19 protein-coding genes, 4 tRNA genes and 1 pseudogene are annotated in these 21,862 nt (G+C 63.5%); 11 read left to right on the top strand and 13 right to left on the bottom strand.

What is annotated here, in order from left to right:
* The first annotated feature begins 100 nt into the window (after positions 1-100).
* From JX325_RS01140 to JX325_RS01120, 5 genes are all read left to right on the top strand, one after another.
* Entirely contained in the window at positions 101-1,828 is a 1,728-nt protein-coding gene (locus JX325_RS01140; protein ID WP_204789339.1) for a phospho-sugar mutase, read from the top strand.
* 427 nt (positions 1,829-2,255) lie between these two features.
* Entirely contained in the window at positions 2,256-2,402 is a 147-nt protein-coding gene (locus tag JX325_RS01135) for a hypothetical protein (protein WP_204789354.1), read from the top strand.
* Positions 2,403-2,423: 21 nt separating this feature from the next.
* The gene (locus JX325_RS01130) at positions 2,424-4,493 is read left to right on the top strand and encodes an elongation factor G (RefSeq protein WP_204789338.1); all 2,070 of its coding nucleotides are present in this window, start codon (positions 2,424-2,426) and stop codon (positions 4,491-4,493) included.
* Between the two features lie 232 nt (positions 4,494-4,725).
* Positions 4,726-5,217 (top strand): RNA polymerase sigma factor, encoded by a 492-nt coding sequence (locus JX325_RS01125; RefSeq protein WP_204789337.1) that lies wholly within the window; start codon positions 4,726-4,728, stop codon positions 5,215-5,217.
* Entirely contained in the window at positions 5,207-6,271 is a 1,065-nt protein-coding gene (locus tag JX325_RS01120; RefSeq protein ID WP_204789336.1) for a DUF4825 domain-containing protein, read from the top strand. Before JX325_RS01125 ends, JX325_RS01120 begins: the two co-directional genes overlap by 11 nt.
* 135 nt (positions 6,272-6,406) lie before the next feature.
* Here JX325_RS01120 and carB read toward each other — a convergent pair whose 3' ends face one another.
* The 6 genes from carB to JX325_RS01095 form a co-directional block, all read right to left on the bottom strand.
* Positions 6,407-10,462, bottom strand: coding sequence for a carbamoyl-phosphate synthase large subunit (gene carB / locus JX325_RS01115; RefSeq protein WP_204789335.1), 4,056 nt, complete (start codon positions 10,460-10,462; stop codon positions 6,407-6,409).
* Positions 10,438-11,505 carry a carbamoyl phosphate synthase small subunit gene (locus JX325_RS17745; RefSeq protein ID WP_243413856.1) on the bottom strand — a complete coding sequence of 356 codons (1,068 nt, stop codon included), beginning with the start codon at positions 11,503-11,505 and terminating at the stop codon, positions 10,438-10,440. Before JX325_RS17745 ends, carB begins: the two co-directional genes overlap by 25 nt.
* Positions 11,506-11,822: 317 nt before the next feature.
* Positions 11,823-13,241, bottom strand: a complete 1,419-nt coding sequence (locus tag JX325_RS01110; RefSeq protein ID WP_204789334.1) for a spore germination protein — start codon at positions 13,239-13,241, stop codon at positions 11,823-11,825.
* A gap of 453 nt (positions 13,242-13,694) precedes the next feature.
* A complete protein-coding gene (locus JX325_RS01105; RefSeq protein ID WP_204789353.1) occupies positions 13,695-13,946 on the bottom strand; it encodes a DUF1905 domain-containing protein in 252 nt (83 codons plus the stop codon).
* 56 nt (positions 13,947-14,002) lie between these two features.
* Positions 14,003-14,875 carry a YihY/virulence factor BrkB family protein gene (locus JX325_RS01100; RefSeq protein ID WP_243413855.1) on the bottom strand — a complete coding sequence of 291 codons (873 nt, stop codon included), beginning with the start codon at positions 14,873-14,875 and terminating at the stop codon, positions 14,003-14,005.
* A complete protein-coding gene (locus JX325_RS01095) occupies positions 14,872-15,207 on the bottom strand; it encodes an arsenate reductase family protein (protein ID WP_204789333.1) in 336 nt (111 codons plus the stop codon). The genes JX325_RS01100 and JX325_RS01095 overlap by 4 nt, the downstream gene beginning before the upstream one ends.
* A 114-nt stretch (positions 15,208-15,321) precedes the next feature.
* Here JX325_RS01095 and JX325_RS01090 point away from each other — a divergent pair, with 114 nt between their 5' ends.
* From JX325_RS01090 to JX325_RS01065, 6 genes are all read left to right on the top strand, one after another.
* The gene (locus tag JX325_RS01090; RefSeq protein ID WP_204789332.1) at positions 15,322-16,038 is read left to right on the top strand and encodes an NAD-dependent protein deacylase; all 717 of its coding nucleotides are present in this window, start codon (positions 15,322-15,324) and stop codon (positions 16,036-16,038) included.
* Between the two features lie 151 nt (positions 16,039-16,189).
* Positions 16,190-16,275: transfer RNA gene (locus tag JX325_RS01085), tRNA-Leu, on the top strand.
* A 29-nt stretch (positions 16,276-16,304) separates the two neighbouring features.
* Positions 16,305-16,392 (top strand) — tRNA-Leu (locus tag JX325_RS01080).
* Positions 16,393-16,470: 78 nt separating this feature from the next.
* Positions 16,471-16,558: transfer RNA gene (locus tag JX325_RS01075), tRNA-Leu, on the top strand.
* 78 nt (positions 16,559-16,636) lie between these two features.
* Positions 16,637-16,724 (top strand) — tRNA-Leu (locus JX325_RS01070).
* Positions 16,725-17,135: 411 nt separating this feature from the next.
* The gene (locus JX325_RS01065; RefSeq protein WP_204789331.1) at positions 17,136-17,336 is read left to right on the top strand and encodes a hypothetical protein; all 201 of its coding nucleotides are present in this window, start codon (positions 17,136-17,138) and stop codon (positions 17,334-17,336) included.
* 67 nt (positions 17,337-17,403) lie between these two features.
* Here the strand turns inward: JX325_RS01065 and JX325_RS01060 are convergent, their stop codons facing one another.
* The 7 genes and pseudogenes from JX325_RS01060 to JX325_RS01030 all read right to left on the bottom strand — a co-directional run.
* Complete coding sequence (locus JX325_RS01060) at positions 17,404-18,009, bottom strand: hypothetical protein (protein WP_204789330.1); 606 nt, start codon at positions 18,007-18,009, stop codon at positions 17,404-17,406.
* Between the two features lies 1 nt (position 18,010).
* Complete coding sequence (locus tag JX325_RS01055) at positions 18,011-19,075, bottom strand: baseplate J/gp47 family protein (protein WP_204789329.1); 1,065 nt, start codon at positions 19,073-19,075, stop codon at positions 18,011-18,013.
* A 17-nt stretch (positions 19,076-19,092) separates the two neighbouring features.
* A complete protein-coding gene (locus tag JX325_RS01050) occupies positions 19,093-19,443 on the bottom strand; it encodes a hypothetical protein (RefSeq protein WP_204789328.1) in 351 nt (116 codons plus the stop codon).
* A gap of 13 nt (positions 19,444-19,456) precedes the next feature.
* Positions 19,457-19,870 carry a hypothetical protein gene (locus JX325_RS01045; protein WP_204789327.1) on the bottom strand — a complete coding sequence of 138 codons (414 nt, stop codon included), beginning with the start codon at positions 19,868-19,870 and terminating at the stop codon, positions 19,457-19,459.
* 12 nt (positions 19,871-19,882) lie between these two features.
* Positions 19,883-20,830: a hypothetical protein gene (locus tag JX325_RS01040; protein ID WP_204789326.1), complete on the bottom strand. Its 948-nt coding sequence runs from the start codon at positions 20,828-20,830 to the stop codon at positions 19,883-19,885.
* Positions 20,827-21,414 carry a SafA/ExsA family spore coat assembly protein gene (gene safA, locus JX325_RS01035; RefSeq protein ID WP_243413854.1) on the bottom strand — a complete coding sequence of 196 codons (588 nt, stop codon included), beginning with the start codon at positions 21,412-21,414 and terminating at the stop codon, positions 20,827-20,829. Before safA ends, JX325_RS01040 begins: the two co-directional genes overlap by 4 nt.
* 60 nt (positions 21,415-21,474) lie before the next feature.
* Positions 21,475-21,862 (bottom strand): annotated as a pseudogene (locus tag JX325_RS01030) (hypothetical protein); the annotation flags it as partial.

Raw genomic sequence — 21,862 nt, 5'->3', positions numbered from 1 at the left:
TTTTGTGCGGCATGGATAATTTTGCCGACGGTCAGGAAACGAACCTTGTCAAAATCCATCAAAAAGAACAAGGAACGTTCATCAAAGGAGGAGCATCGCTATGGACTTCATGAAAGAATATGAGAAATGGTTATCCAGCCCCGCCCTGAGCGAGGCGGAGCGGGCCGAGCTGGAAGCCATCCGAAACGACCCCAAGGAAATCGAATCCCGGTTCTACGGACCCCTGGAATTCGGCACCGCCGGCCTCCGGGGCACCATGTACACAGGGCTCCACAATATGAACATCCACGTCATCCGCTGGGCCACCCAGGGCTTTGCCGACGTCATNTGCGCCGAGGGCGAGGAGGGAAAGAAGCGGGGCGTGGCCATCTGCATNGACTGCCGGAACCACTCCCTGGAGTTTGCCCGGGCCGCCGCCGGGGTCTGCGCCGCCAACGGCATCCATGTGCGGATCTTCGAGTCCCTCCGCCCCACCCCGGAGCTGAGCTTTGCCGTCCGNGAGTNCCGCTGNCANGCGGGCATCAACGTCACCGCCAGCCACAACCCCAAGGAATACAACGGCTATAAGGTCTATTGGCAGGACGGCGCCCAGCTCCCCCCCCACCATGCCGACGCCATCGCGAAACGCCTGAGCGAAATTGACATTTTCAACGACATCAAGCGCATGGACTATGACGAGGCGGTCAAGGCCGGGCTGATTGAGGTCCTGGGAGCCGGGACCGACGAGAAATTCCTCTCCAACGTCATGGCCCAGGTCAACGACAAGGCCACAGTTGAAAAGGTGGCGGACCGCTTCAAGATGGTCTATACCCCCTTCCACGGCACCGGCCACAAGCTGATTCCCGAGGCCCTGGGCCGCCTGGGGGTAAAACACCTCCTCTGCGTTCCCGAGCAGATGGTCATTGACGGGGACTTCCCCACCGTAGTCTCCCCCAACCCGGAGAATCCCGAGGGCTTCTACCTGGCGGTGGACCTGGCCAAGAAGGAGGGCGCGGACTTCATCCNGGGNTCCGACCCCGACGCCGACCGGGTGGGCATCATGGTCCGCACCAGGGACGGCGAGTTTAAGGTCATCACCGGCAACCAGACCGGCGTGCTGCTGCTGGACTACCTCATCGGCGCGAAGAAGCGGGCGGGCACCCTGCCGGAAAAGGCGGTGGCCCTGAAGACCATCGTCACCACGGAGATGGCCCGGAAGGTGGCGGAGGTCAACGGCCTCCGGTGCTTCGACACCTTCACCGGCTTCAAGTNCCTGGNGGAGAAGAAGGACAAGCTGGAAAACAGCGGCGAAGGAAAGGTCATCTTCTCCTATGAGGAGAGCTACGGCTATATGCTGGGGGACTNCGTCCGGGACAAGGACGCCGTCACGGCGGCGCTGCTGCTGACGGAGATGGCCGCCTGGTACGCGGACCAGGGGAAGACCCTGGCGGACGCCCTGGATGGCCTGTATGAGAAGTACGGCTATTACGCCGAGCACACCTACAACCTGGTCATGCCGGGCCTGGACGGCCTCAAGGACATGGCGAACCTGATGAAGGGCCTCCGGGAGAATCCCCCGGCGGAGATTTCCGGCGTGAAGGCGGTCCAGTTCAAGGACTACTCCGACGGGTCCGTGGTGGACTGCGCCACCGGGGCGAAGAGCGCCATGGAGCTCTCCGGGTCCAATGTGCTGCGCTTTGAGATGGAGGACGGCACCAGCGTGATTGTCCGGCCCTCCGGCACGGAGCCCAAGATCAAGGTCTACATCCTCACCCAGGGCAGGGACGCGGCGGACGCCCAGGCCAATGTGGATAAATACGGCGCTTGGGTGAAGGGCCTGCAGAAATAAGAGGAACTCTCCCAAAAAACGGAAAACCTGGAATGGCCCGGCGGCTGTCCGCCGGGCCTCAGGCTGTCGAAAAAGTGTTTTCGCCAGCCTGAGCAAGTTTTCAGAACTTTAAAAAAGTTCCGAAAACTTCTGATTAAAAACGAAAGGAACCCTTCCTGGGTTCCTCTCGTAACTCTCCTNCTTCCCGTCGGNGATGGTTTTTACGNTTTTCGACACTCTGAGGGCCCGGCGGCTGTCCGCCGGGCTCTTCCTTCTTTTTCCATATGTAATTTGACGAAAATTTAACCATCAATTTGGCAGTGAAGCATAAATGTGATTTTGCCCAAAATTTCTGTTGTATTCTGCCGCCGGGTGTTGTATAATTCATATATTGGACGCTTGCGGCCCCCCAGGGCCCGCCGGAATGGCAAAAAAGGAGGCATCGGCTATGGGAATGACCGTCAAGCAATTCAACAGCTATGTGCGCTTTATCCTCTCGGCGCTGAAAGACATGCTGGAGGAGACCGACGAGGAGAAAAAAGCGGCCAAGGAGAAAGAGCTGATGGAGAACCTGCAAACCACATTGGAAGACTGAAACGAAGGAGTGGAACGAATCATGAGCTATTCTGTACAGACCATCCGCAANGTCTGTCTGCTGGGGCACAGCGGCAGCGGCAAGACCGCCCTGGCCGAAAGCCTGCTCTACATGACCGGCGTCATCGATAGAATGGGCCGGGCCGCCGACGGCAACACCGTCTGCGATTACGATCCGGAGGAAACCAAGCGCCAGATTTCCCTCTCCCTGGCCATGGCGCCCCTGGATTACAAGGGAAGCCGCATCAACCTCATGGACACCCCCGGCGCCTTTGACTTCGCCGGAGAGGCCATGGCCGCCCTCCGGGCCGCCGACGCCGCCATCATCGTCTGCTCCGCCAAGGACGGCGTGTCCGTGGGCCTGGAGAAGGCGTGGAAATACTGCGAGGNGCGGAACATGCCCCGCTTCATTTACATCTCCAAAACCGACGAGGACAACTCCGACTACAACGCTACCTTCGAGGCCCTGCGCCAGCGCTTCGGCAAGAAGATCGCCCCCGTGGTGGTCCCCATCTGGGACGGNGGCAAAAAGGTCACCGGAATCATCGACGTTTTGAACAAGCGGGCCTATGAGATGCAAAACCTCAAGCGGGTGGAAATCGAGGTCCCCGCCGACAAGGCCGATGTCATCGCCGAGTTCAACGACGCCCTCAAGGAGTCCGTGGCCGAGACCAGCGAGGAGCTGATGGAAAAATTCTTCGGCGGCGAGGACTTCACCTACGCCGAGATGATCCAGGGCCTGCGCCAGGGCGTCCGGGAGCTGAGCCTCTTCCCCGTCCTCTGCGGCTCCGCCATCAACTGCCTGGGCTCCCTGATGCTGATGGACAACATCGTGGACCTGCTGCCCAATCCCGTGGAGGGCAACTATCATAAGGCCACCAAGGCGGACGGCGAGACGGAAGAATTCGTCGTCTCCCCCGGCGGCGTGCCCACCGCCTTTGTCTTCAAGACCATCTCCGACCAGTACGGCAAGTACTCCTTCGTCAAGGTCCTCTCCGGCACCATTACGCCGGATCTCCTTATGGTAAACGCCCGCACCGGCGAGAAGGTGAAGCTGGGCCGTCTGTACACCATCCGGGGCAAGAAAAACGCCGAGGTCAAGGAACTGGTCTGCGGCGACATCGGCGCCATCGCCAAAATGGACATCAGGACCGGGGACACCCTCTGCGACGAGCGGAAGGTGGTCAGCCTTAAAAACATTCCCTTCGCCGAGCCCTGCTACTCCGTGGCCATCCAGCCCAAGACCCNGGGCCAGGAGGATAAGATTGCCCAGGGCCTCACCCGGCTGAATGAGGAAGACNCCACCTTCACCGTGGTCAACAACGCTGAAACCCACCAGATGGTGGTCTCCGGCGCGGGCGACATGCAGATGGACGTGCTGGTCAGCAAGCTGAAGGACCGCTTCAAGGTGGAAGCCGAGCTGAAGCCCACCCGGGTGCCCTACCGGGAGAAGATCCGCAAGACCGTGCAGAAGCAGGGGCGGCATAAGAAGCAGACCGGCGGCTCCGGCCAGTTCGGCGACGTGTGGGTCCGGTTCGAGTACAACCCGGATGAAGAGGATATGGTCTTCGCCGAGGAGGTCTTCGGCGGCTCCGTGCCCCGGAACTTCTTCCCGGCGGTTGAGAAGGGCCTCCGGGAGGCCTGCATCCACGGCCCCCTGGCGGGCTATCCCCTGGTGAACCTGAAAGCGGTTCTCTACGACGGGTCCTACCACCCGGTGGACTCCTCGGAAATCGCCTTTAAGACGGCGGCGCAGCTTGCCTATAAGGCCGCCATGCCGGAGGCCAACCCCGTACTGCTGGAGCCCATCGGCGAATTGAAGGTGACGGTGCCGGAGAGCTACACCGGCGACGTCATGGGCGACATCTCCAAGCGCCGGGGCACCCCCATGGGCATGGACCCCGTGNNCGACGGCACCCAGGTTATCACCGCCGAGGTTCCCATGGCGGAGATGGGTACNTACGCCATCGACCTCCGGGCCATGACCCAGAGCCGGGGCAGCTTCACCTTCCACTTTGTCCGCTATCAGGACTGCCCCCCCGCCGCCCAGGAGAAGGCCATCGCCGAGGCGAAGGCCATGGCGGAGCAGTAAGGGCTGCTTGCCATAAAAGAAGTGCATAAGAAAAGGCCTCTGCGCGGGACTGCGCAGAGGCCTTTTTTCAAAGCGGGCTTTCAAAACCGCGTTTTAAGAGGAGCAATCCCCGCGACTCCTTGGAAAAAATTGCAAAAAAATCCGTGGCAGATTCCGTAACGTTTTCCCCTTCCCGGGGATATATAAACNGAAACNANGGCCCGGCGGGGCCGGTGAAGGGAGGCTNANGCCCATGGAGGACATGCAGAAGGTTTACCAGCAGCACGCCCAGACGGTCTATAAGTTTCTCCTTGCCCAGTGCCGCGACCCCGGCCTTGCCGAAGAGCTGACCCAGGAGACCTTTTACCAGGCCGTCAAATCCGTGGACCGCTTTGACGGGTCCTGCAAGGTCTCCGTCTGGCTGTGCCAGATTGCCAAGCACCTGTGGTTCCAGCACCTCCGGAAGCAAAAGCGGGAGGCCCCGGTCCTACCGGAGGANCTGCCGGAGTCCCCCGGCCCCTCGGCGGAGGAGAGCGTCCTGGAACAGGAGGGCCGGATGGACCTTTTGAAGCTGGTTCACAATCTGCCGGAGCCCCAGCGGGAGGTGGTGTATCTCCGGGCCTTCGGGGGCCTCAGCTTCCGGGAGATCGGGGACGTGTGCGGCAGGACGGAGACCTGGGCCCGGGTGACCTTTTACCGGAGCAAGGAAAAACTCAAGAATGGAGGCGCGAGTGATGAAGAATGATTTGACCTGCGGCGTGGTGCGGGATTTGCTGCCCAGCTATGTGGGAAACCTCCTGGGGGAGGAAGCGAAGGAAGCGGTGGACCGGCACCTGGAGACCTGCCCGGAGTGCCGGNAGCGGNAGGAGGCCANGGCCGCCCCGGCGGAGGAAGCGGCGGAGCCGGAGAAAGAGGTGGACTATCTCAAGCGGGTGAAGAAGGGGACGGTTCATAAAATCGTCCTGGCGGTGGTGTGCACGGTGCTGCTGGTGGTGGGCGGATACCTGCTGAAGGAGTTCGTCATCGGCCGGACGCCGGACGCGNAGCATTTCAGCATTGAAAACCCCCAGGTGGACGCGGAAAATAATCTAAACCTGCTGGCGGATACCTACTGGGGAGCCTATGAGCTCCGGGGCCTGAAAAGCACGGAGGAAAACGGAATCCTCACCTACACCGCCCGGGAGGTCCGGGTGAATCCCTTCCAGACCGCCCAGGGAGGATACCGCAAGCAGATTCCCCTGTTGTCCATCCCCCTGAAGGGCCTGGACGAGGTGTGGATCTGCGGGCGGCTGGTGTGGCAGGATGGCATGGTGATTGACCGGGATACGCTGCTGCTGCTGGACGCCAAGACCCCCTACTGCGGCGACGCCCCGGCCCTGGGGAACATCGCCAAGCTCTTGCAGGTGGGGAGCCGGATTGGACGGTATAACATCTCCCTCCAGACCAGCGAGCGGCCCTACCGCTGGACGTTGGAGTTTGAGGAAACGGAGGAGACGACCTCTGAAATCTCGGGGCTGTCCCGGTTCCTGGGCTATCAGATGCTGGCGCTGGTGGAGAATTTGGACGAGGTGTGCTTCCAATACCCGTNCTCCAGTGGGTTCTTCACGGCGGAGATAGCCTCCAACTCCCTGGCCCGGCTGACGGAGGTGTACAATGACAAACACGCCACAAGCTGGTCCGTCCACGAGAGCATCAAGGAGTACGCGGAGAGCCCCCTGGAGTACCAGCGCATGGTGAAGCTGCTGGAGGAGATGTTCCTGGGGACCAGCGGGACCACCGTCACCGTTGTCAAACCGTAACCGTAAAAGAAGGACCGCCCGGAAGGGCGGTCCTTTTGGTTATGCGCGTCAGGGTTCCCGGCAAACGGGCCGGCCAGGGGGCCGGCCCCTACGGATGATGGGTAGGGGCCGCCGCCCCCGGCGGCCCGGTGCCGCTCAATATTCAATCTCCCCCGTATACACCAGCTTCGCGTCCCCGGTCAGGGTAACCCCCTCGTCGGTGTAGTGGACAATCAGTTCCCCGCCCTTCACCCGGACGGTGATGTCCCGGCCCTTCTCGCAAAGGCCGTTGGCAACGGCGGCGGCCACCGCCGCGCACGCTCCCGTGCCGCAGGCCATGGTCTCCCCGCTGCCCCGTTCCCAGACCCGCATTTTGATGGTGCTGGGGTTCACCACACGGACAAACTCCGTGTTGGTCCGCTCCGGGAAATANGGCGCGTGCTCNAACCGGGGGCCGATGAAGCCGATGTCCACATCNTCCACCCGGTCGCAGAACACCACGCAGTGGGGATTCCCCATGTCCACGCAGGTGATGCGGTAGGGCCGACCGGCAATGCGGACGGGATAGTCCACCACCTGGGGCTCCGCGATGGGGNATTTCAGCCCCGAGGCGTCCAGAGCCGCCTTTCCCATGTCCACGCTGGCGGAGGTTACCTTCCCGTTGGTGGTGTACAGCGTGANNNTCCGCAGGCCGCTGCCGGTTTCCACCGTGACGGTCCCCTTTGTGGAAAAGCCGTTGTCATAGAGGTACTTCCCAAGGCAGCGAAGGGCGTTGCCCGCCATTTTTCCCTCGCTGCCGTCGCTGTTGAACATCCGCATTTTCACGTCCGCGGTTTCCGAGCGCTCCATCAAAATGATGCCGTCGGCCCCCACGCCGTAGTGCCGGTGGCAGAAGGTGACGCACAGGGATTCCGGGCAGGTAATCCGCCCGTCGAAGTTCTCCAGGAAAATGTAGTCGTTGCCGCAGGTCTGCATCTTGGTGAAGGGCAGCTTCTCCCGGTGTTCCCGCAGATGGCAGATGTCCACCAGCTCCGTGTTGCCCTGGTTGTACCGGGATTCCAGGATGTCCGCCAGGGCCCCGGCGGTATCCAGGGACGTCAGGCAGGGGATTCCCAGCTGGACGCAGCGGTGGTTCAGGCGGATGAAGTCCCGGATGTACTCCGGCTCCGTGGACCCGGTGAGAATCACATAGTCGATCTTCCCGTCCTCCANCAGCTGGAAGACCCGGTTGTCCCGGCCCAGCTTGCCCACGATTTCCACGCTGGTGCCCAGGCGCTCAATCTCCCGGGCGGTGCCGTCGGTGGCATAGAGCCGGAAGCCCAGCTCGTCCAGCTTCCGGGNGGTGTCCAGAATCTCCGGCTGGTCCCGGCGGTTGACGGAGATGAGGACGNCCTTTTTCTCCGCGCTTTCCNCCTTGTACCCGGCGGAGACCAGGCCCTTGAAAAGGGCCTCCTGCATGTTTTTCCCCAGGCCCAGCACCTCGCCGGTGGACTTCATTTCCGGGGAGAGGGCGGCGTTGGCGTCGGTGAGCTTTTCAAAGGAGAAGACGGGGACCTTCACGGCAACGTAGGGGGGCTGGGGATAAAGGCCCGTGCCATAGCCCAGGGAGCGGAGGGGCCGCCCCACCGAAACCTGGGTGGCAAGGTCCACCATGGGCACGCCGGTGACCTTGGAGATATAGGGCACCGTCCGGCTGGCCCGGGGGTTGACCTCAATGACGTACAGCTCCCCCTGGTAGATGAGGTACTGGATGTTGATAAGGCCCTTGGTGCCCAGGGACAACGCCAGCTTTTCGGAGCAGTCCACAATGGTCCTCAGCATCCGGTCCCCGATGGAGAAGGGGGGATAGACGGCGATGGAGTCCCCGGAGTGGACGCCGGTGCGCTCAATGTGCTGCATGACGCCGGGAATGAGGACGTCCGTGCCGTCGGAAATCACATCCACCTCCAGCTCCTTGCCCATGAGGTACTGGTCCACCAGGACCGNGTTTTCCACCTTCCCCGAGAGGATGACGTTCATATAGGTCTTTACGTCCTCGTCGTTGTGGGCAATGACCATGTTCTGCCCGCCGATAACGTAGCTGGGCCGGAGCAGGACGGGGTAGCCCAGCTCGTTTGCCGCCGCCAGGGCCTCCTCCATGCCCAGGACCCCCCGGCCCTGGGGGCGCTTGATGTGGAAGCGCTCCAAAAGCGCNTCGAACCGCTCCCGGTCCTCCGCCATGTCGATGGACTCGGCGGAGGTGCCCAAGATGGGGATGCCCTGCCGGTCCAGGANCTTGGTGAGCTTGATNGCGNTCTGCCCGCNNNNGNCCACCACCACNCCCANGGGCTTTTCCACCTCAATAATGTGCATCACGTCCTCGGGGTACAGGGGCTCGAAATAGAGGCGGTCGGCGGTGTCGTAGTCCGTGGAGACGGTTTCCGGGTTGTTGTTGACAATCACCACGTCGTAGCCCAGCTCCTTCAGCGTCCAGACGCAGTGGACGGAGGAGTAGTCGAACTCGATGCCCTGGCCGATGCGGATGGGGCCGGAGCCTAGGACCAGAATCACCGGGCGGCCGGACCGGGGGAAGGCCCGGGACTCGCAGAACCGGTCAAAGCTGGAGTAGAAATAGGGGGTCTCCGCGTCGAACTCCGCGCCGCAGGTGTCCACCATCTTGTAAACGGCCTTCCGGGGCTCCTCCGGGAGCCGGTCCGCCCCGGAGAGACGGAGGAGGGTTTCGTCCGGGTAGCCCAGGCGCTTGCCCTCGGCATAGCGCTCCGCCGTCAATCCGTCCCCCTCCAGGGCCTGCTCGAAGTCCGCAAGGCCTTGCAGCTTCCAGAGAAACCAGCGGTCGATCTTTGTAATGGAGAAAATCTCCTCCACGCTGACGCCGGATTTCATAGCCTCGAAGATGGTGAAGAGCCGCCGGTCGTCCACCCGGCGGAGCCGCTCCCAAATGGGGGCGCCCTCCGTGTTCTNCCGGTTGAGGGNGTCCATCCCGANTTCCGCCCNNCGGACGGCCTTCATCAATGCCATCTCAAAGCTGGGGGCGATGGCCATGACCTCGCCGGTGGCCTTCATCTGGGTGCCCAGGGAGCGGGAGGCGTCGGCGAATTTGACAAAGGGCCANTTCGGCATTTTAACGACGACGTAGTCCAGGGTAGGCTCGAAACAGGCGCAGGTCTTGCCGGTGATGTCGTTTTTAATTTCGTCCAGGGTGTACCCCAGGGCGATTTTCGCCGTGATTTTGGCAATGGGATAGCCGGTGGCCTTGGAGGCCAGGGCGGAGGACCGGGAGACCCGGGGGTTTACCTCAATGACGGCGTATTCAAAGCTGTCCGGGTTCAGGGCCAGCTGGACGTTGCNGCCGCCCACGATGCCAAGATGCGTGATGATGTCCAGCGAGGCGGAGCGGAGCATCTGAAACTCCCGGTCCGCCAGGGTCTGGGTGGGGGCCACCACGATGGAGTCCCCGGTGTGGACCCCCACGGGGTCCAGGTTCTCCATGGAGCACACGGCAATGACGTTGCCCGCGGCGTCCCGCATGGTCTCAAACTCGATTTCCTTCCAGCCGAAGATGGCCCTTTCAATCAGCACCTGGGTGATGGGAGAGGCGTCCAGGCCCGTCTGGGCGATAACCCGGAGCTCCGTCTCGTCCCTTGCCGCGCCGCCCCCCGCGCCGCCCAGGGTGAAGGCGGGGCGGACAATGACGGGATAGCCGGTTTTCGCGGCTGCTTCCAAGGCCTCCTCCACAGTCTCCGCGATGCCGGAGGCAATGACCGGCTGGTTGATTTCCATCATAGCGGCCTTGAAAAGCTCCCGGTCCTCCGCCCGGGAGATGGCGGCGGCATCGGTTCCCAGAAGCCGGACGTTCTGCTCCTGGAGGAAGCCCTCTTTGTCAAGCTCCATGGCCAGGGTCAGGCCGGTCTGGCCCCCCAGGCCCGCCAGGAGGGAGNCGGGCTGTTCCTTGCGGATAACGCGCTTGAGGGTTTCGGCGGTGAGGGGTTCTAAGTAGATTTCGTCCGCCATGGCCTGGTCCGTCATGATGGTGGCGGGGTTGGAGTTGCACAGGACCACGTTGACCCCGGCTTCCTTAAACACCCGGCAGGCCTGGGCCCCGGCGTAGTCGAACTCGGCGGCCTGNCCGATGACGATNGGGCCGGAGCCGATGACCAGGACTTTTTTGATGCTGGTATCNAGAGGNATTACCGCTCCCCTCCCTTCATCCATTCCACAAACCGGTCAAAAAGAAAGGCGGTGTCCCGGGGGCCGCCCCGGGCCTCCGGGTGGAACTGGACCGTGAAGGCCCGGAGGCCGGGATAGTCCAGGCCCTCGCAGGTCCCGTCGTTGGCGTTGGCGAAGGAGACGCGGCCGCACTTTACCGAGCCGGCGTCCACGGCGTAGCCGTGGTTCTGGCTGGTGATGTAGGTCCGGGGGCCGCCAAGGTCCCGGACGGGCTGGTTCACGCCCCGGTGGCCGTATTTCAGCTTATAGGTCTTCCCCCCCGCCGCCAGGGCGGTGAGCTGGTGGCCCAGGCAGATGCCGAACAGGGGGACCTTTCCCAGGAGCTTTTGAATCTGNGCAATCTGATAGACGTTTTCCGCCGGGTCCCCGGGGCCGTTGGAGAGCATGACCCCGTCGGGCTTCATGGCCAGGACGGTTTCCGCCGCCGTGGAGGCGGGGAACACCGTCACCTCGCAGCCCCGCTTCCGCAGCTCCTGGGTGATGTTGCGCTTGGCGCCGTAGTCCAGCAGGGCCACCCGGAAGCGGGGGCTCCCCCCCTCCGGCGGGAAGACGGCGGCCTCCTTCCGGGTGACGGCCTCCACCGCGCCGGAGACGGAATAGGACCGCAGGACGGAAAGGTCCGGCGGGACCTGATCGCAAATCAGGGCGTTCATCACCCCGGACTCCCGGAGAATCCGGGTGAGCTGGCGGGTGTCCACGCCATAGAGGCCGGGGACGCCCCGCTCCTTCAAAAAGCCGTCCAGGTCTCCTTCGCTTCGGAAATTGGAGGGGTGATCGCACCGCTCCCGGACCACGTAGCCCCTGACATGGCAGTCCCCCTCGAAGTCCTCCGGGATGATGCCGCAGTTGCCGATGAGGGGATAGGTTTGCAGGACGATCTGCCCCGCGTAGCTGGGGTCCGTCAGGGTCTCCACANAGCCGCACATGCNGGTGGTAAAGACCAGCTCCCCCACGGTATCGGCCTCCGCGCCGAACCGGAGCCCCTGGAACACCTGGCCGTNCGCCAGTANCAAATAGCCTGTTTTCATGGATGCCTCCCTCGGTATGATTGCGCGTTTTCTTCTATCTTATTATGAGGGTTTTCGCCCTTACCGTCAATCCTGGATTGATTTCCGGGCGGCAAAGTTTGGCGGCGAAAGGTATTACTTTTTGGTGAAAACGGAAAAAGAGCGGTCTGTCGAGAGAAGGGCCGTTCCCGGGGGAGACGGGCCGCCCAGGGGGGCGGCCCNTACGGGCATTCTATCGGGANACAAAGCTGTAGGGGCCGCCGCCCTCGGCGGCCCGTCCCAGGCCCGGCGAAAAAGGACCGCCCCCCGCGGCAAAGGCGGAGGACGGTCCAAAAAAGTCAGGTGTTGTCCCGNCTGATGGGCTCCCGCACCAAAAGCCGCCACAGGGCCCTTCCGTGGAAGGGGATGAGGGGGTAGAGATAGCCCCGGCCCACCAGGGGCTTGGTGGTGGCCAGCAGAAGGACGATGCCCAGAATCCCCAGGCCGTAGCCCCACACGTCGAAGGCGGCGGTGAGCAGGAGGAGGACCACCCGGAGGAGCTTGAAGGCGTAGCCCATCTCATAGCTGGGCTGGGCGAAGCTGGCCACGGACACGAAGGCCATATACACCAGCACCTCCGGCCCCAGCCAGCCGGCCTGGACGGCGAAGTCGCCCAGAATCAGGGCCCCCAGCATGGANAAGGAGTTGGACAGGGAGTCCGGCGTGTTCAGGGACGCCAGCTTCAAAACGTCCACCAAAAACTCCACCACCAGCAGCTGCCACAAAAGCCCCAGGGCCGCCGGNTCCGGGGAGGAGATGAAGCTCAGCCACTCCGGCAGCCGCCCGTTCTCCTTCACCATCAGGTACCAGGTGGGGGTAATCAGCAGGGAGATCACAAAGACGATAATCCGAAGGAGGCGGAGGTAGGACCCCACCAGGGGCGGGAAGTAGAACTCGTTGGCCTCCTGGGTGAAGTCAAAAAAGGTGGTGGGTAGAATCATCACGGACGGGGAGTTGTCCACCATCAGCACCACGTTGCCCTCCATGATGCTGGCGGCGGCGCTGTCGGGCCGCTCGGTATAGCGGACCTTGGGAAAGGGGTTGTACCACTGCTTGGGCCGGATGGCCTCCGCCACGCTCTCCTGGGCCATGGAGAGGGAATTGACGTCGATGCCGTTCAGCTTTTCCCGGATGGCGGAGAGGAGNGCCGGGTCCGCCTTGTCGTCCAGGTAGCAGAGCACCGCGTCGGTGTGGGAGCGCCTGCCCACCTTCAGCCCCTCCATGGTGAGGTGGGGGTCGCGGATGCGGCGGCGGAGCAGGGCCATGTTGGGCACCACCGCCTCCACAAAGCCGTCGTGGGAGCCCCGGAGGACCTTGCCGTCGGGGGGCTCGTCCACGCCGCGGCTGGGGTAGCTCTTGGCGTCAATCTGGGCTCCGCCCCGGAGCCCCTCCACCAAAAGCAGGGTTTTTCCCATGAGGACGGAGGTGACAAGCTCCTCCGGGTCAAAGCCCACGTCCACCTCCGAGAAGGAAATCAGCCGGTCGGCGAAGTCCTGCATGTCCGTAAGGCCCTCCAGGGCGTTTTCCGGCCGGGAGAGCCAAAAGGCCCCCATGCGTTCCAGGGTTTCGTCCAGACCGTAGCCGTCCACCACCCAGATCCGGGCCCGGCGGCCGCCGATGACGTAATCCCGGCTCACCATGTCCACGCTGCGGCCCACCCCCAGGGCCTCGTCAAAGAGCCGGACGTTTTCCGTGTAGTTATCCGATAAAGTTCCCATGCGCACCTCCAAGAATGGGGGTAGTATGCGCGGGAGGGGGAAGGATTATCCATAAGAAACCCAGCCGGGGACAACATTTGACAAACAGAATGCCGAATGATAAAATATTCCCGCTCCTCCAAGAGGAGCGGGAACGCTGCGCAGCGGACAGGCGGCTGGCCACGTCCTCCGAAAGGAGGTGGGGCCGTATGCGGATTACGTTACATATCGGGCGGTTTACCGTGACGATTATCGTAAAAAGCAGAAACCGCCACTCTGGCAAGTGACGGTTTCTTGGCGGTCTTTTATCCGTCCAATTGATTGAGTTACTAGGGCCAGCCGCCTTGCGCAGCGTTCCCTTTATCTGTATTATAGCAATTCTCAAAAGCGCTGTCAAGCTAGACGGCGCTTTTTTCGCTTCCCCGGTGTATGAGAATACGGTCCTCTTAGGCCGCGTTTTCCGGATGCCGGAGACTAGCGCCTCGTCACCACCACTTGGAGCATGTCCNCCTGGCCCTTGCCTAAGGTCTTTCGGATGTCCTTCCGCACGCCGAGGATATAGGCGATGTTTCCCGCCTCGTCCTTTACGCCCATGTTCACGATGCTCCCGTCGTAGGGAATCCCGNCAAAGAGCGCGCGGANCTTCACCCGGCCCGCGCCGAATTCCTCCCGGACGTCCCAGGGAAAGACGACGTAAGCTCCGCCGGAGCCGCCCGCCTCGTGAATGACGGCCTCAAATTCCTAGCGGTCCCGCATTTGCCATTCCCCATTTCCAATCCGCTTTATCCGCTTTCCGCTTCCTTCCGCATCGCCACCAGGGTCCCGTTGAGCTCCGCCCCCAAAATCAGCACGTTGGCGGACATGTAGAGCCAGATCATCAGCACCACCACCGTGCCGATGGACCCGTAAAGCAGGGAGTAGTTGGCGAAGTTTTCCACATACATGGCGTACAGCCAGCTCAACCCCATCCAGGCCGCCAGGGCCGCCAGGGTCCCGGGCCACAGGTCCTGCCAGGGCCTCCGGCCGTCCTGGGCCAGGGCGTAGAGAAAGAACAGGGCGAAGTAGCCCACCACCGCCGCCGCCGGAAAGCGNATCCGGGCCCACAGCTCCGCCAAAAGCAGCGGCAGGCGGAAGTTCCCCACCGCGTAGCCCAGCAGCCGGTCGCCGATGGTCNTCAGCGCCAGCGTCAGGGCGATGGCCGAAATCAGCACCACGGTATAGAGCAGGGTTTTCAGCCGGTGCATCACCGCCCGCTTGGGGGGCCCCAGGTGATAGGCCGTCCGCACGGAGACNATCANGGCGTTGGTGGCCCGCATGGGAAACCAGATGGAGAAAAACAGGCCGAACACCATAAGCTTGGGGCTGGGGCTCTCGCCCACATGGACCAGATAGGCCCGCACGATGTCCACCACGTCCCGGGGCAGAAACTCCCCCAGGGCCAGGAGGATGGCGGTGACGTTCAAATCCAGCAAANCCAGCAGGGCGCTGATGAAGATGAGGAAGGGGAAAATCATAAACAGCAAATAGAAGGCCAGGGCGGCGCTCTGGACCCCCACGCCGTGGCGGAAGTAGCGCTGGGCCAGGAGATAAATCCCCCGGGACAGCTTGCGCTTCATGGCGGAATCACCACACTTCCTGTCAAAATAGCCGGTCACTCCCAGGTCTCCCAAATCTCGGGGTGATAGCCCACCGTGGCCTCCCTGCCGCTGCGGACGATGGGGGTTTGGAAGAGGACGGGGTTNTCCAGCAGCTTCTCCTCCTGGGCGGCGGGGGCCACATAGGCCATGTACAGATCCGCATAGGCCCGGCATTTTGTGTTTACCAGGGCCTCGAAGCCAACTTTCTGCTTGACGGATTGGTATTCCCGGGGGGATAATCCCTTTGAGGGGAGATCGATGTACTGGAACTGGATCCGGCGCTCCTTGAACCAGCGCTGGGCCTTCTTGGTGTCGAAGCACTTGGAGGAGCCGAAGATCTGGATATTCATAAGACGTTCTCCTTTGANGCCGTTCCAGTAAAGGCGGGAAGTAGCAGCTGCCATGTTTTGCGGCGGCGGGCGGAACGGCTTAAATATTATTATAATCCGCAGGGAGGGACATTTATGACGGAAGCAGTCGAGACCTTAAAGACCTGGGTACAAGAGTCCAAGGCCATTGCCTTTTTCGGCGGCGCGGGGGTCAGCACGGAGTCCGGCATCCCGGATTTCCGCTCCACCGGCGGGCTCTATCATCAGGAGTGGAAGTATCCGCCGGAAACCATTTTAAGCCATACCTTCTATAAAAGCAACCCCGAGGAGTTCTTCCGCTTCTACCGGGCCAAAATGCTGGCCCCCGAGGCCAAGCCCAACGCCGCCCACCGGAAGCTGGCGGAGTGGGAGGCGGCGGGGAAACTCACCGCCGTGGTTACCCAGAACATCGACGGGCTCCACCAGGCGGCGGGGAGCAAGCATGTCTGCGAGCTCCACGGCAGCGTCCACCGGAACTACTGCGAGCGCTGCGGGAAGTTCTACGGCCTGGACTTCATTCTGAACGGGACCGGGGNGNCCCGCTGTANCTGCGGGGGCGTCGTCAAGCCCGACGTGGTGCTCTATGAGGAGGGCCTGGACCAGTCCGTCATGAACGACGCGGTGGATTCCATCGCCNGGGCGGATCTGCTCATCATCGGGGGCACCTCCTTAAACGTCTGGCCCGCCGCGGGGCTCATCAATTACTTCCGGGGAAAGCGGCTGGCCCTCATCAATAAATCCGCCGTGGCCCGGGACCTCTCCGCCGGGCTGGTCATCACGGACCCCATCGGCGAGGTCATGGCCGGGCTGTAAGCCGCTNGAAAAGCCCGGCCTCTCCGTCAAGGGGCGGAGGGGCCGGGTTCTTCCAGGAAAAAAATCGGGAAAAACGGAAAATGGGTGTTGACAAGCAGGACGGTCCCGGCTATAANAATCAAGCAGTCTTTTTTGGGGAACGCAGGCTTACGCGGCTGTGCTGGAACTGGTAGACAGGCCAGCTTGAGGTGCTGGNGTCGATTCGACGTGTGGGTTCAAGTCCCGTCAGCCGCACCACGCTTCCCCTTTGGAAGGCTNTGCACCACGCGCGAGTGGTGGAATTGGCAGTCTCGCTAGATTCAGGTTCTAGTGTCCTTTACGGACGTGCGGGTTCAAGTCCCGCCTCGCGCACCAGAGAACAGGGTCCCGTCTCAGCCGGGGCGGGACCCCTCTCGTTTTCGTCTGTAAGGCCCGACAAGTTCATAACGATGCGCGNGAGTGGTGGAATTGGCAGACTCGCTAGATTCAGGTTCTAGTGTCCTTTACGGACGTGCGGGTTCAAGTCCCGCCTCGCGCACCAGAGAACAGGGTCCCGTCTCAGCCGGGGCGGGACCCCTCTCGTTTTCGTCTGTAAGGCCCGACAAGTTCATAACGATGCGCGCGAGTGGTGGAATTGGCAGACTCGCTAGATTCAGGTTCTAGTGTCCTTTACGGACGTGCGGGTTCAAGTCCCGCCTCGCGCACCAGCTCAGAAATTCTCCTTACCGCTGCGCTTCCCGCCTTTGGCGGAAAGCTCCGCCGGACGGAGAATTTCTTCGCTTTCGGCCGAAATCCGCTCCGCTGGGTTTTCGGCCGAGGAGGACGGGAGACGCGGCTTTTTGGTGCGCAGCGGTCCGCTTCGCGGACCGCCCCGCCGTTGGCGGGGTTTTATTGGAATTGCAGGAAAAACCCGCCGTGGTTTTTCCCGCAAACACCCTTTTCCTCGCGATGTTTGGGAATGAGCATGATTCCTCTTGCTGGACGGGGAATTTCTTTGCTTCCGACCGAAGGGGGACGAAAGGACGCGGCNGNTTGTNNAAGGTNCGAGGAAAACAGGCGGGTCCTTTTCTGCGGGGATATGGGACACGGTTGATACGGTTTTGAGAATGGGAGGCTTTATGGAATTTTCAAGAGAAGAATTGACGGAGGCAAAGCGGCAGATTGACTCCACGCTCCACAAGCTCCGGGAAACGGTCAAAACGCTCCGGGCCAGGGAGAACCCGGAGCGGTACAGGTCCCAGATAACCCTGGCGGAGCGGAGAATTCAGGCGTTTGAGCTGGCGGTATGCCTGATTGGACGGGAATTTGCTTCCCTATGACTTATGAAAAGAGCGTCCGGCCATTGGCCGGGCGCTCTTTTTGATATTCGATCCATTCCCTCTTCCGTCAAAGAATGTTGGCCCCGTCCGGCAAAGCGCCCTCCTCCTCCGGCGGAATTGCCAGCTGGAAGCCGTTCCAGTCATACTCCCGTTCTTCAACAAGGGCCCATGTGTAGCCCTGCCGGTGGCATTCCTCCCAGGTGAGGAATCGGAAGTAAAACTCCACATCCAGATGGCAGGGCAGAATGTCCAGCACAATCTTCTCGATCTGCTCAAACTCCGCCGGAACCCCCGCCGTTCCGGGAAACACCACCCGGACGCGGTTGGTTCCCATCTCAATGGCCTGGGCCCNGATGCCGCAGCCCCGGATGGTCCGGTCGATGGCCTCCGGCGTCAGGCTGTCCCCGTCGATTTGCAGCAGCGCCGCGATGGCCGCCCGGCGCTCCTCCGGCGTGACGGCGGCGGGCCGGCGGAGAAACAGCGCCTCCCGGCGGCGCAGCCCCTCGTCCTCCGCCGTGGCGGTGACGCCCTCCCGCTCCACCCCGTCCAGGCGGGCCGACACAGCGTCCAGCCCCTGGCCCAAGGCATAGAGCTCCGTCCCGCTGAGGGAATCCCGGTCCAGCCGNTAGACCCCCAGGGGGGCCAGTNGCGCCNGCAGATATTCCTCGTACATGCTACGCCTCCTCCATAAGCTCCGTCACCTCCAGCGTCCCCAGCACCGGCAGGACAGTGCTGTCCGCCGGGATGTCCTCCGCCGGGGCGGTGAAGCGGTAGTTTTCCACGCCCTCCAGGTCGTAGAGCCGGTTTCCCAGCTCCGCCAGCAGCACCGCCCGGCCCAGCAGCCGCCCGCCGAAGAAATCCGCCATGGCCCGCCGGGCGGATTCCAAGACCGCCTCCTTGTCTGCCCCCTCCTTGGGGGTCACGGCCACCGCCACGTTCACCGTCTTGCTGGTGGGGGCCAGGGCCTTTACCGTCACGGCGATTTCCCGCTTCTCCTGAAGCTCCGCCTGAAGACCCGCCAGCAGNTCCCCGTCCGGCAGGCCGTTTTCCCCGGTGACATAGACGTTCACCGTTCCCGGCCCCTCGGCCCGGCCCACGGCCTTGGCCGCCGTCACGCCGGGATAGCCCATGGCCGTAGTCTCATACCAGGCGGTATTCGCCCCGTTGGGAAGGCGGCGGTAGCTCTCCAGGATCCGGGCCCGGAAGGTTTCGTCATCCTCCTCCCCGGCCCCGCCGGTAAAGGCCCCCGGATTTGTCACCGCCGTCACCGCCGTGGGGCAGGCCGTCAAAAACCGCACCGCCCCCGGCACCACGTTGCCCCCGGTCCCGGCCTCCACCGCCTCGGCGGGGGCGTCGGCGTACAGGGCCCCGGCGGGAATCACCGCCTCCTCCGAGGTCCGCACCCGGACCTCCTCCGCCGTCATGCACACCGTCCCCGCCGGGATGGTGACGTCCATAACCGGCGGCGCCCCCACGGAAAAGCGCAGAGTGCCCCCGGACCGGGTGGCCCCCAGGCGCTTTAAGCNCCGCATAGCCCCATGGCGGTCCAGATAGACTCCCTGGGCCGTCTGGGGAAAGCTCTGGTCCAGCACCCAGTCCGCCTGGATTTCCAGGGCCTGNAGCTCCGCCGCCGCCGCCCACAGCCGCACCGCCAAATCGCAGCCCGCCTCCGGCGTGAAGCCCGCCCGCTGGGCGAAGTCCGCCAGCAGCTTTTCATAAATCGTCTCGATACTCCGCATCGTTCTCCCTCTCCCTCTCAGGGGCGGACCGCCACCGTCACCGGCAGGTCCTCCCCCTCATAGCGCAGATAGACCGTCACCGCCGCCGTGCCGTCCCGGCCCTGCTCCAGGTCCACGTCCTCCACGCTGACCGGCTCCGCCTCCAGGGCCTCCGCCACATACTGCCGCGCGGCGCTCCGCCGTTCCGGGGCGGAGACCCGCCCCAGCTCCCACAGGCGGCTTCCCAGGTCCTCCCGGAAGGGAAAGCTTCCCCGCCGGGCCGTCAGCCGGAAGAGCACCCGCTGCAAGAGGGCCTCCCGGCCCCCCACCCGCCGCAGGCCTCCCACGCCGTCGGCGATGTAGTCCCCGTTTCTCAGCTCCAGCTCCATCCGTTCGCCTCCCTCAGCACGCGCAGGGCGCATAGGGCTGCCCGTTGACCGTGAGCTGTCCGGTGATGCTCAGCCCGCCGCTGACGGATACCTGCCCCCCTGTGATTTCCACGCTGCCGTCCTTTTTCAGATACACCGAGTTCCCGCCGGGGCCGTAGATGTAGACCTCCCCCGGCTCAATCTGCTTCACTTCCTCCAGGGGCCGGGTCCCGGCCACGCACTGCTCCTCGCCGCCGGGACCGCCCTTGATGACCAGCGCCGCCGTCCCGTTGGCCGGGGTCCAGAGATAGCCCCCCGGCCCATAGACCGGCAGGTCCCGGACCTCTCCCCGGGTCAGCACGCCCGCTTTCCGCCCGCTGATGGTGGTGACGCCCAGGTCCGCGTCCGCCGTGGCCGCCGCCGGCTTCATCTGTTTTGAAATCCACATGGCGCTTCCTCCTTATGTCTTCAGGGGCTTCAGCGTCAGCGTGACCAGAGCCCCGNTCCCGCCGTCAAAGCNGTTTTCCGNCTCCGCNACCCNGAAGGTCCCGGAAAGGCCCATCCGCTCCAGGGACAGGGACACCCGGTCCCCCGGGAAAGCCAGGAAGCTTCCCGGCAGCGTCACCTCCGCCGTCCAGGCGTCCTCTCCGGACCGCTGAATTTGATACTCCCCCGTGTACCGCATGGCGGCCCAGGTGCTCTGCCCCGGCGTGTAAAGCACCCGGCGGCACTGGCCTCCCTTGTCGATCATCTCCCGGTTTTTCACGGAAAACTCCTGGTTCTGGGTCTTGTCGATGACCAGGGCCTCCGTCAGCACGCCGTAGTGATCCTCCCGCAGGGTGCAGGCGAGCACCGGGTCCCCCTCGCCGATGGAGAGGGTCCGGCCCTCCTCCTCCGGCGACGCCAGCAGCTCCCCCTCCCGGCTGAACCGGGGGACAAAGCCGCCGCAGGCCCGGCAGAAGCTTTCCACCGCCTTCCACTGGCTGGACCCCGCCGCCACGGTGTAGGCGGACGCCGCCCGGACCTCCGCGATTTCCCCGCAGGTGATGCCGTAGGGCTCCGCGTGGTTTTGCAGAATCTCCGCCAGGGTGGCCTGCTGGTAGGTGACGGGCCGGGACTCGTTGTCCAGGAGCCTCGCGGCATAGCCCCGGCCGGAGACCGTGGCCGTCAGGCCGTTTCCGTCCAGGTCCACCGTGTACTCGTCCACAACGGCCCGGAGCATGACCTCCCCCTCCTCCTCCGCCACAAAGCCCGCCGCTGTTTTCAGCGCCTGCGCCATCTCCTTTTGGTAGACGAAGGTGACGGAAAAGCTGTCGCAGGGCACCGTCCCCGTGTGGGTGACCCGCCAGCTCAAAAGCGGCGGCAGCGCGAAAATCTGATGATCCGCCGTGTAGAGCTTTCCCGTCACGGCACCTTCACCGCCTCTCCGGGGTAAATCAGATTCGGGTTTTTGATTTGGGGATTGGCCTGGATTAAGGCCGTCAGCTCCACGCCGTACTGTTTCGCCACGGCCCAGAGGGTATCCCCCTTCCGCACGGTGTGGACCCGCTGATGTTCCGCGGCGTTTCCCGCCGTGGAAGCGCCGCCGGAGCTTTCACCGGGGTTCCCCGCCTCCACGGCCTTAAGCCCGCCGTCATAGCCGCCCCCGTCCTCCCAAAACTCGAAGCGGTAGCGCACAAAGTCCGGCCTGGGCTCCTCCACGGCCTCCAGCGCCGCGAAGTAGGCCTTTTCCGCCTTCCAGACCGGATGAATCAAAAGCCCCGGCCCCTCCTGCTGAAAGACCCCGGCCAGCTCCTTGAAGCGCTGGTAAGCGTCCTCCCCCACAAACACGCCTTCCCCCTTCAGCACCTGGTAGGAGCCTCCCAGCTCCTGCATCACGCAGGGCCCGAAGGGGACCTGGTGGACGGCAATGCGCCGCCGGTGCTCCACCGTGTACACCTCCGGATTGTGGGGCCAGGTGAACTCCTTGAACCGCATAGGCGTCAAGCGCATATGGCATCCCCCTCTCCCCGGCCCTGCCGGAGGAAATCCCCCCGGCAGGGCCGGTATTTGTCAATAAATGGTAAACCCGCCGTCATACCGCCGGGCGTCCCGCTGCACCGCCTTGGAAAGGGCCCGGGCCCCGTCCTCCGCCCGGAGGGCGGGGCTTTCCCAGCCCTCTCCCCAGGGGAGGGGACGGGACAGCCGCGTTTCCCGTCCCGGCGCTCCATCAAGACCGCCTCCGCCAAGGCGGGCCGTCCCGGCCCCGTCCCGGCGCGGGGGGATGAAAGCGCCCCCGGCGGCCCCGCCGGATCTTCTCAAGGAAACCGGGCCCGCTTCCCCGGCGCGTCTCCCTCCGGCGGCTGTCTCCGCCGCTTCCGCCGTCCGCCTCGCCGCCGTCTCCCCTGTTCCGGCCTCCCGCCTGGCGGAGGGACCTTCAAGCGCCGTCCGGGAGCCTGTC

It is taken from the genome of Oscillibacter sp. CU971, from assembly GCF_905219725.1.
Taxonomy (GTDB): domain Bacteria; phylum Bacillota; class Clostridia; order Oscillospirales; family Oscillospiraceae; genus Oscillibacter.
The sequence above is the reverse complement of the archived record's forward strand: the minus strand, read 5'-3'. Positions and strand labels throughout refer to the sequence as shown.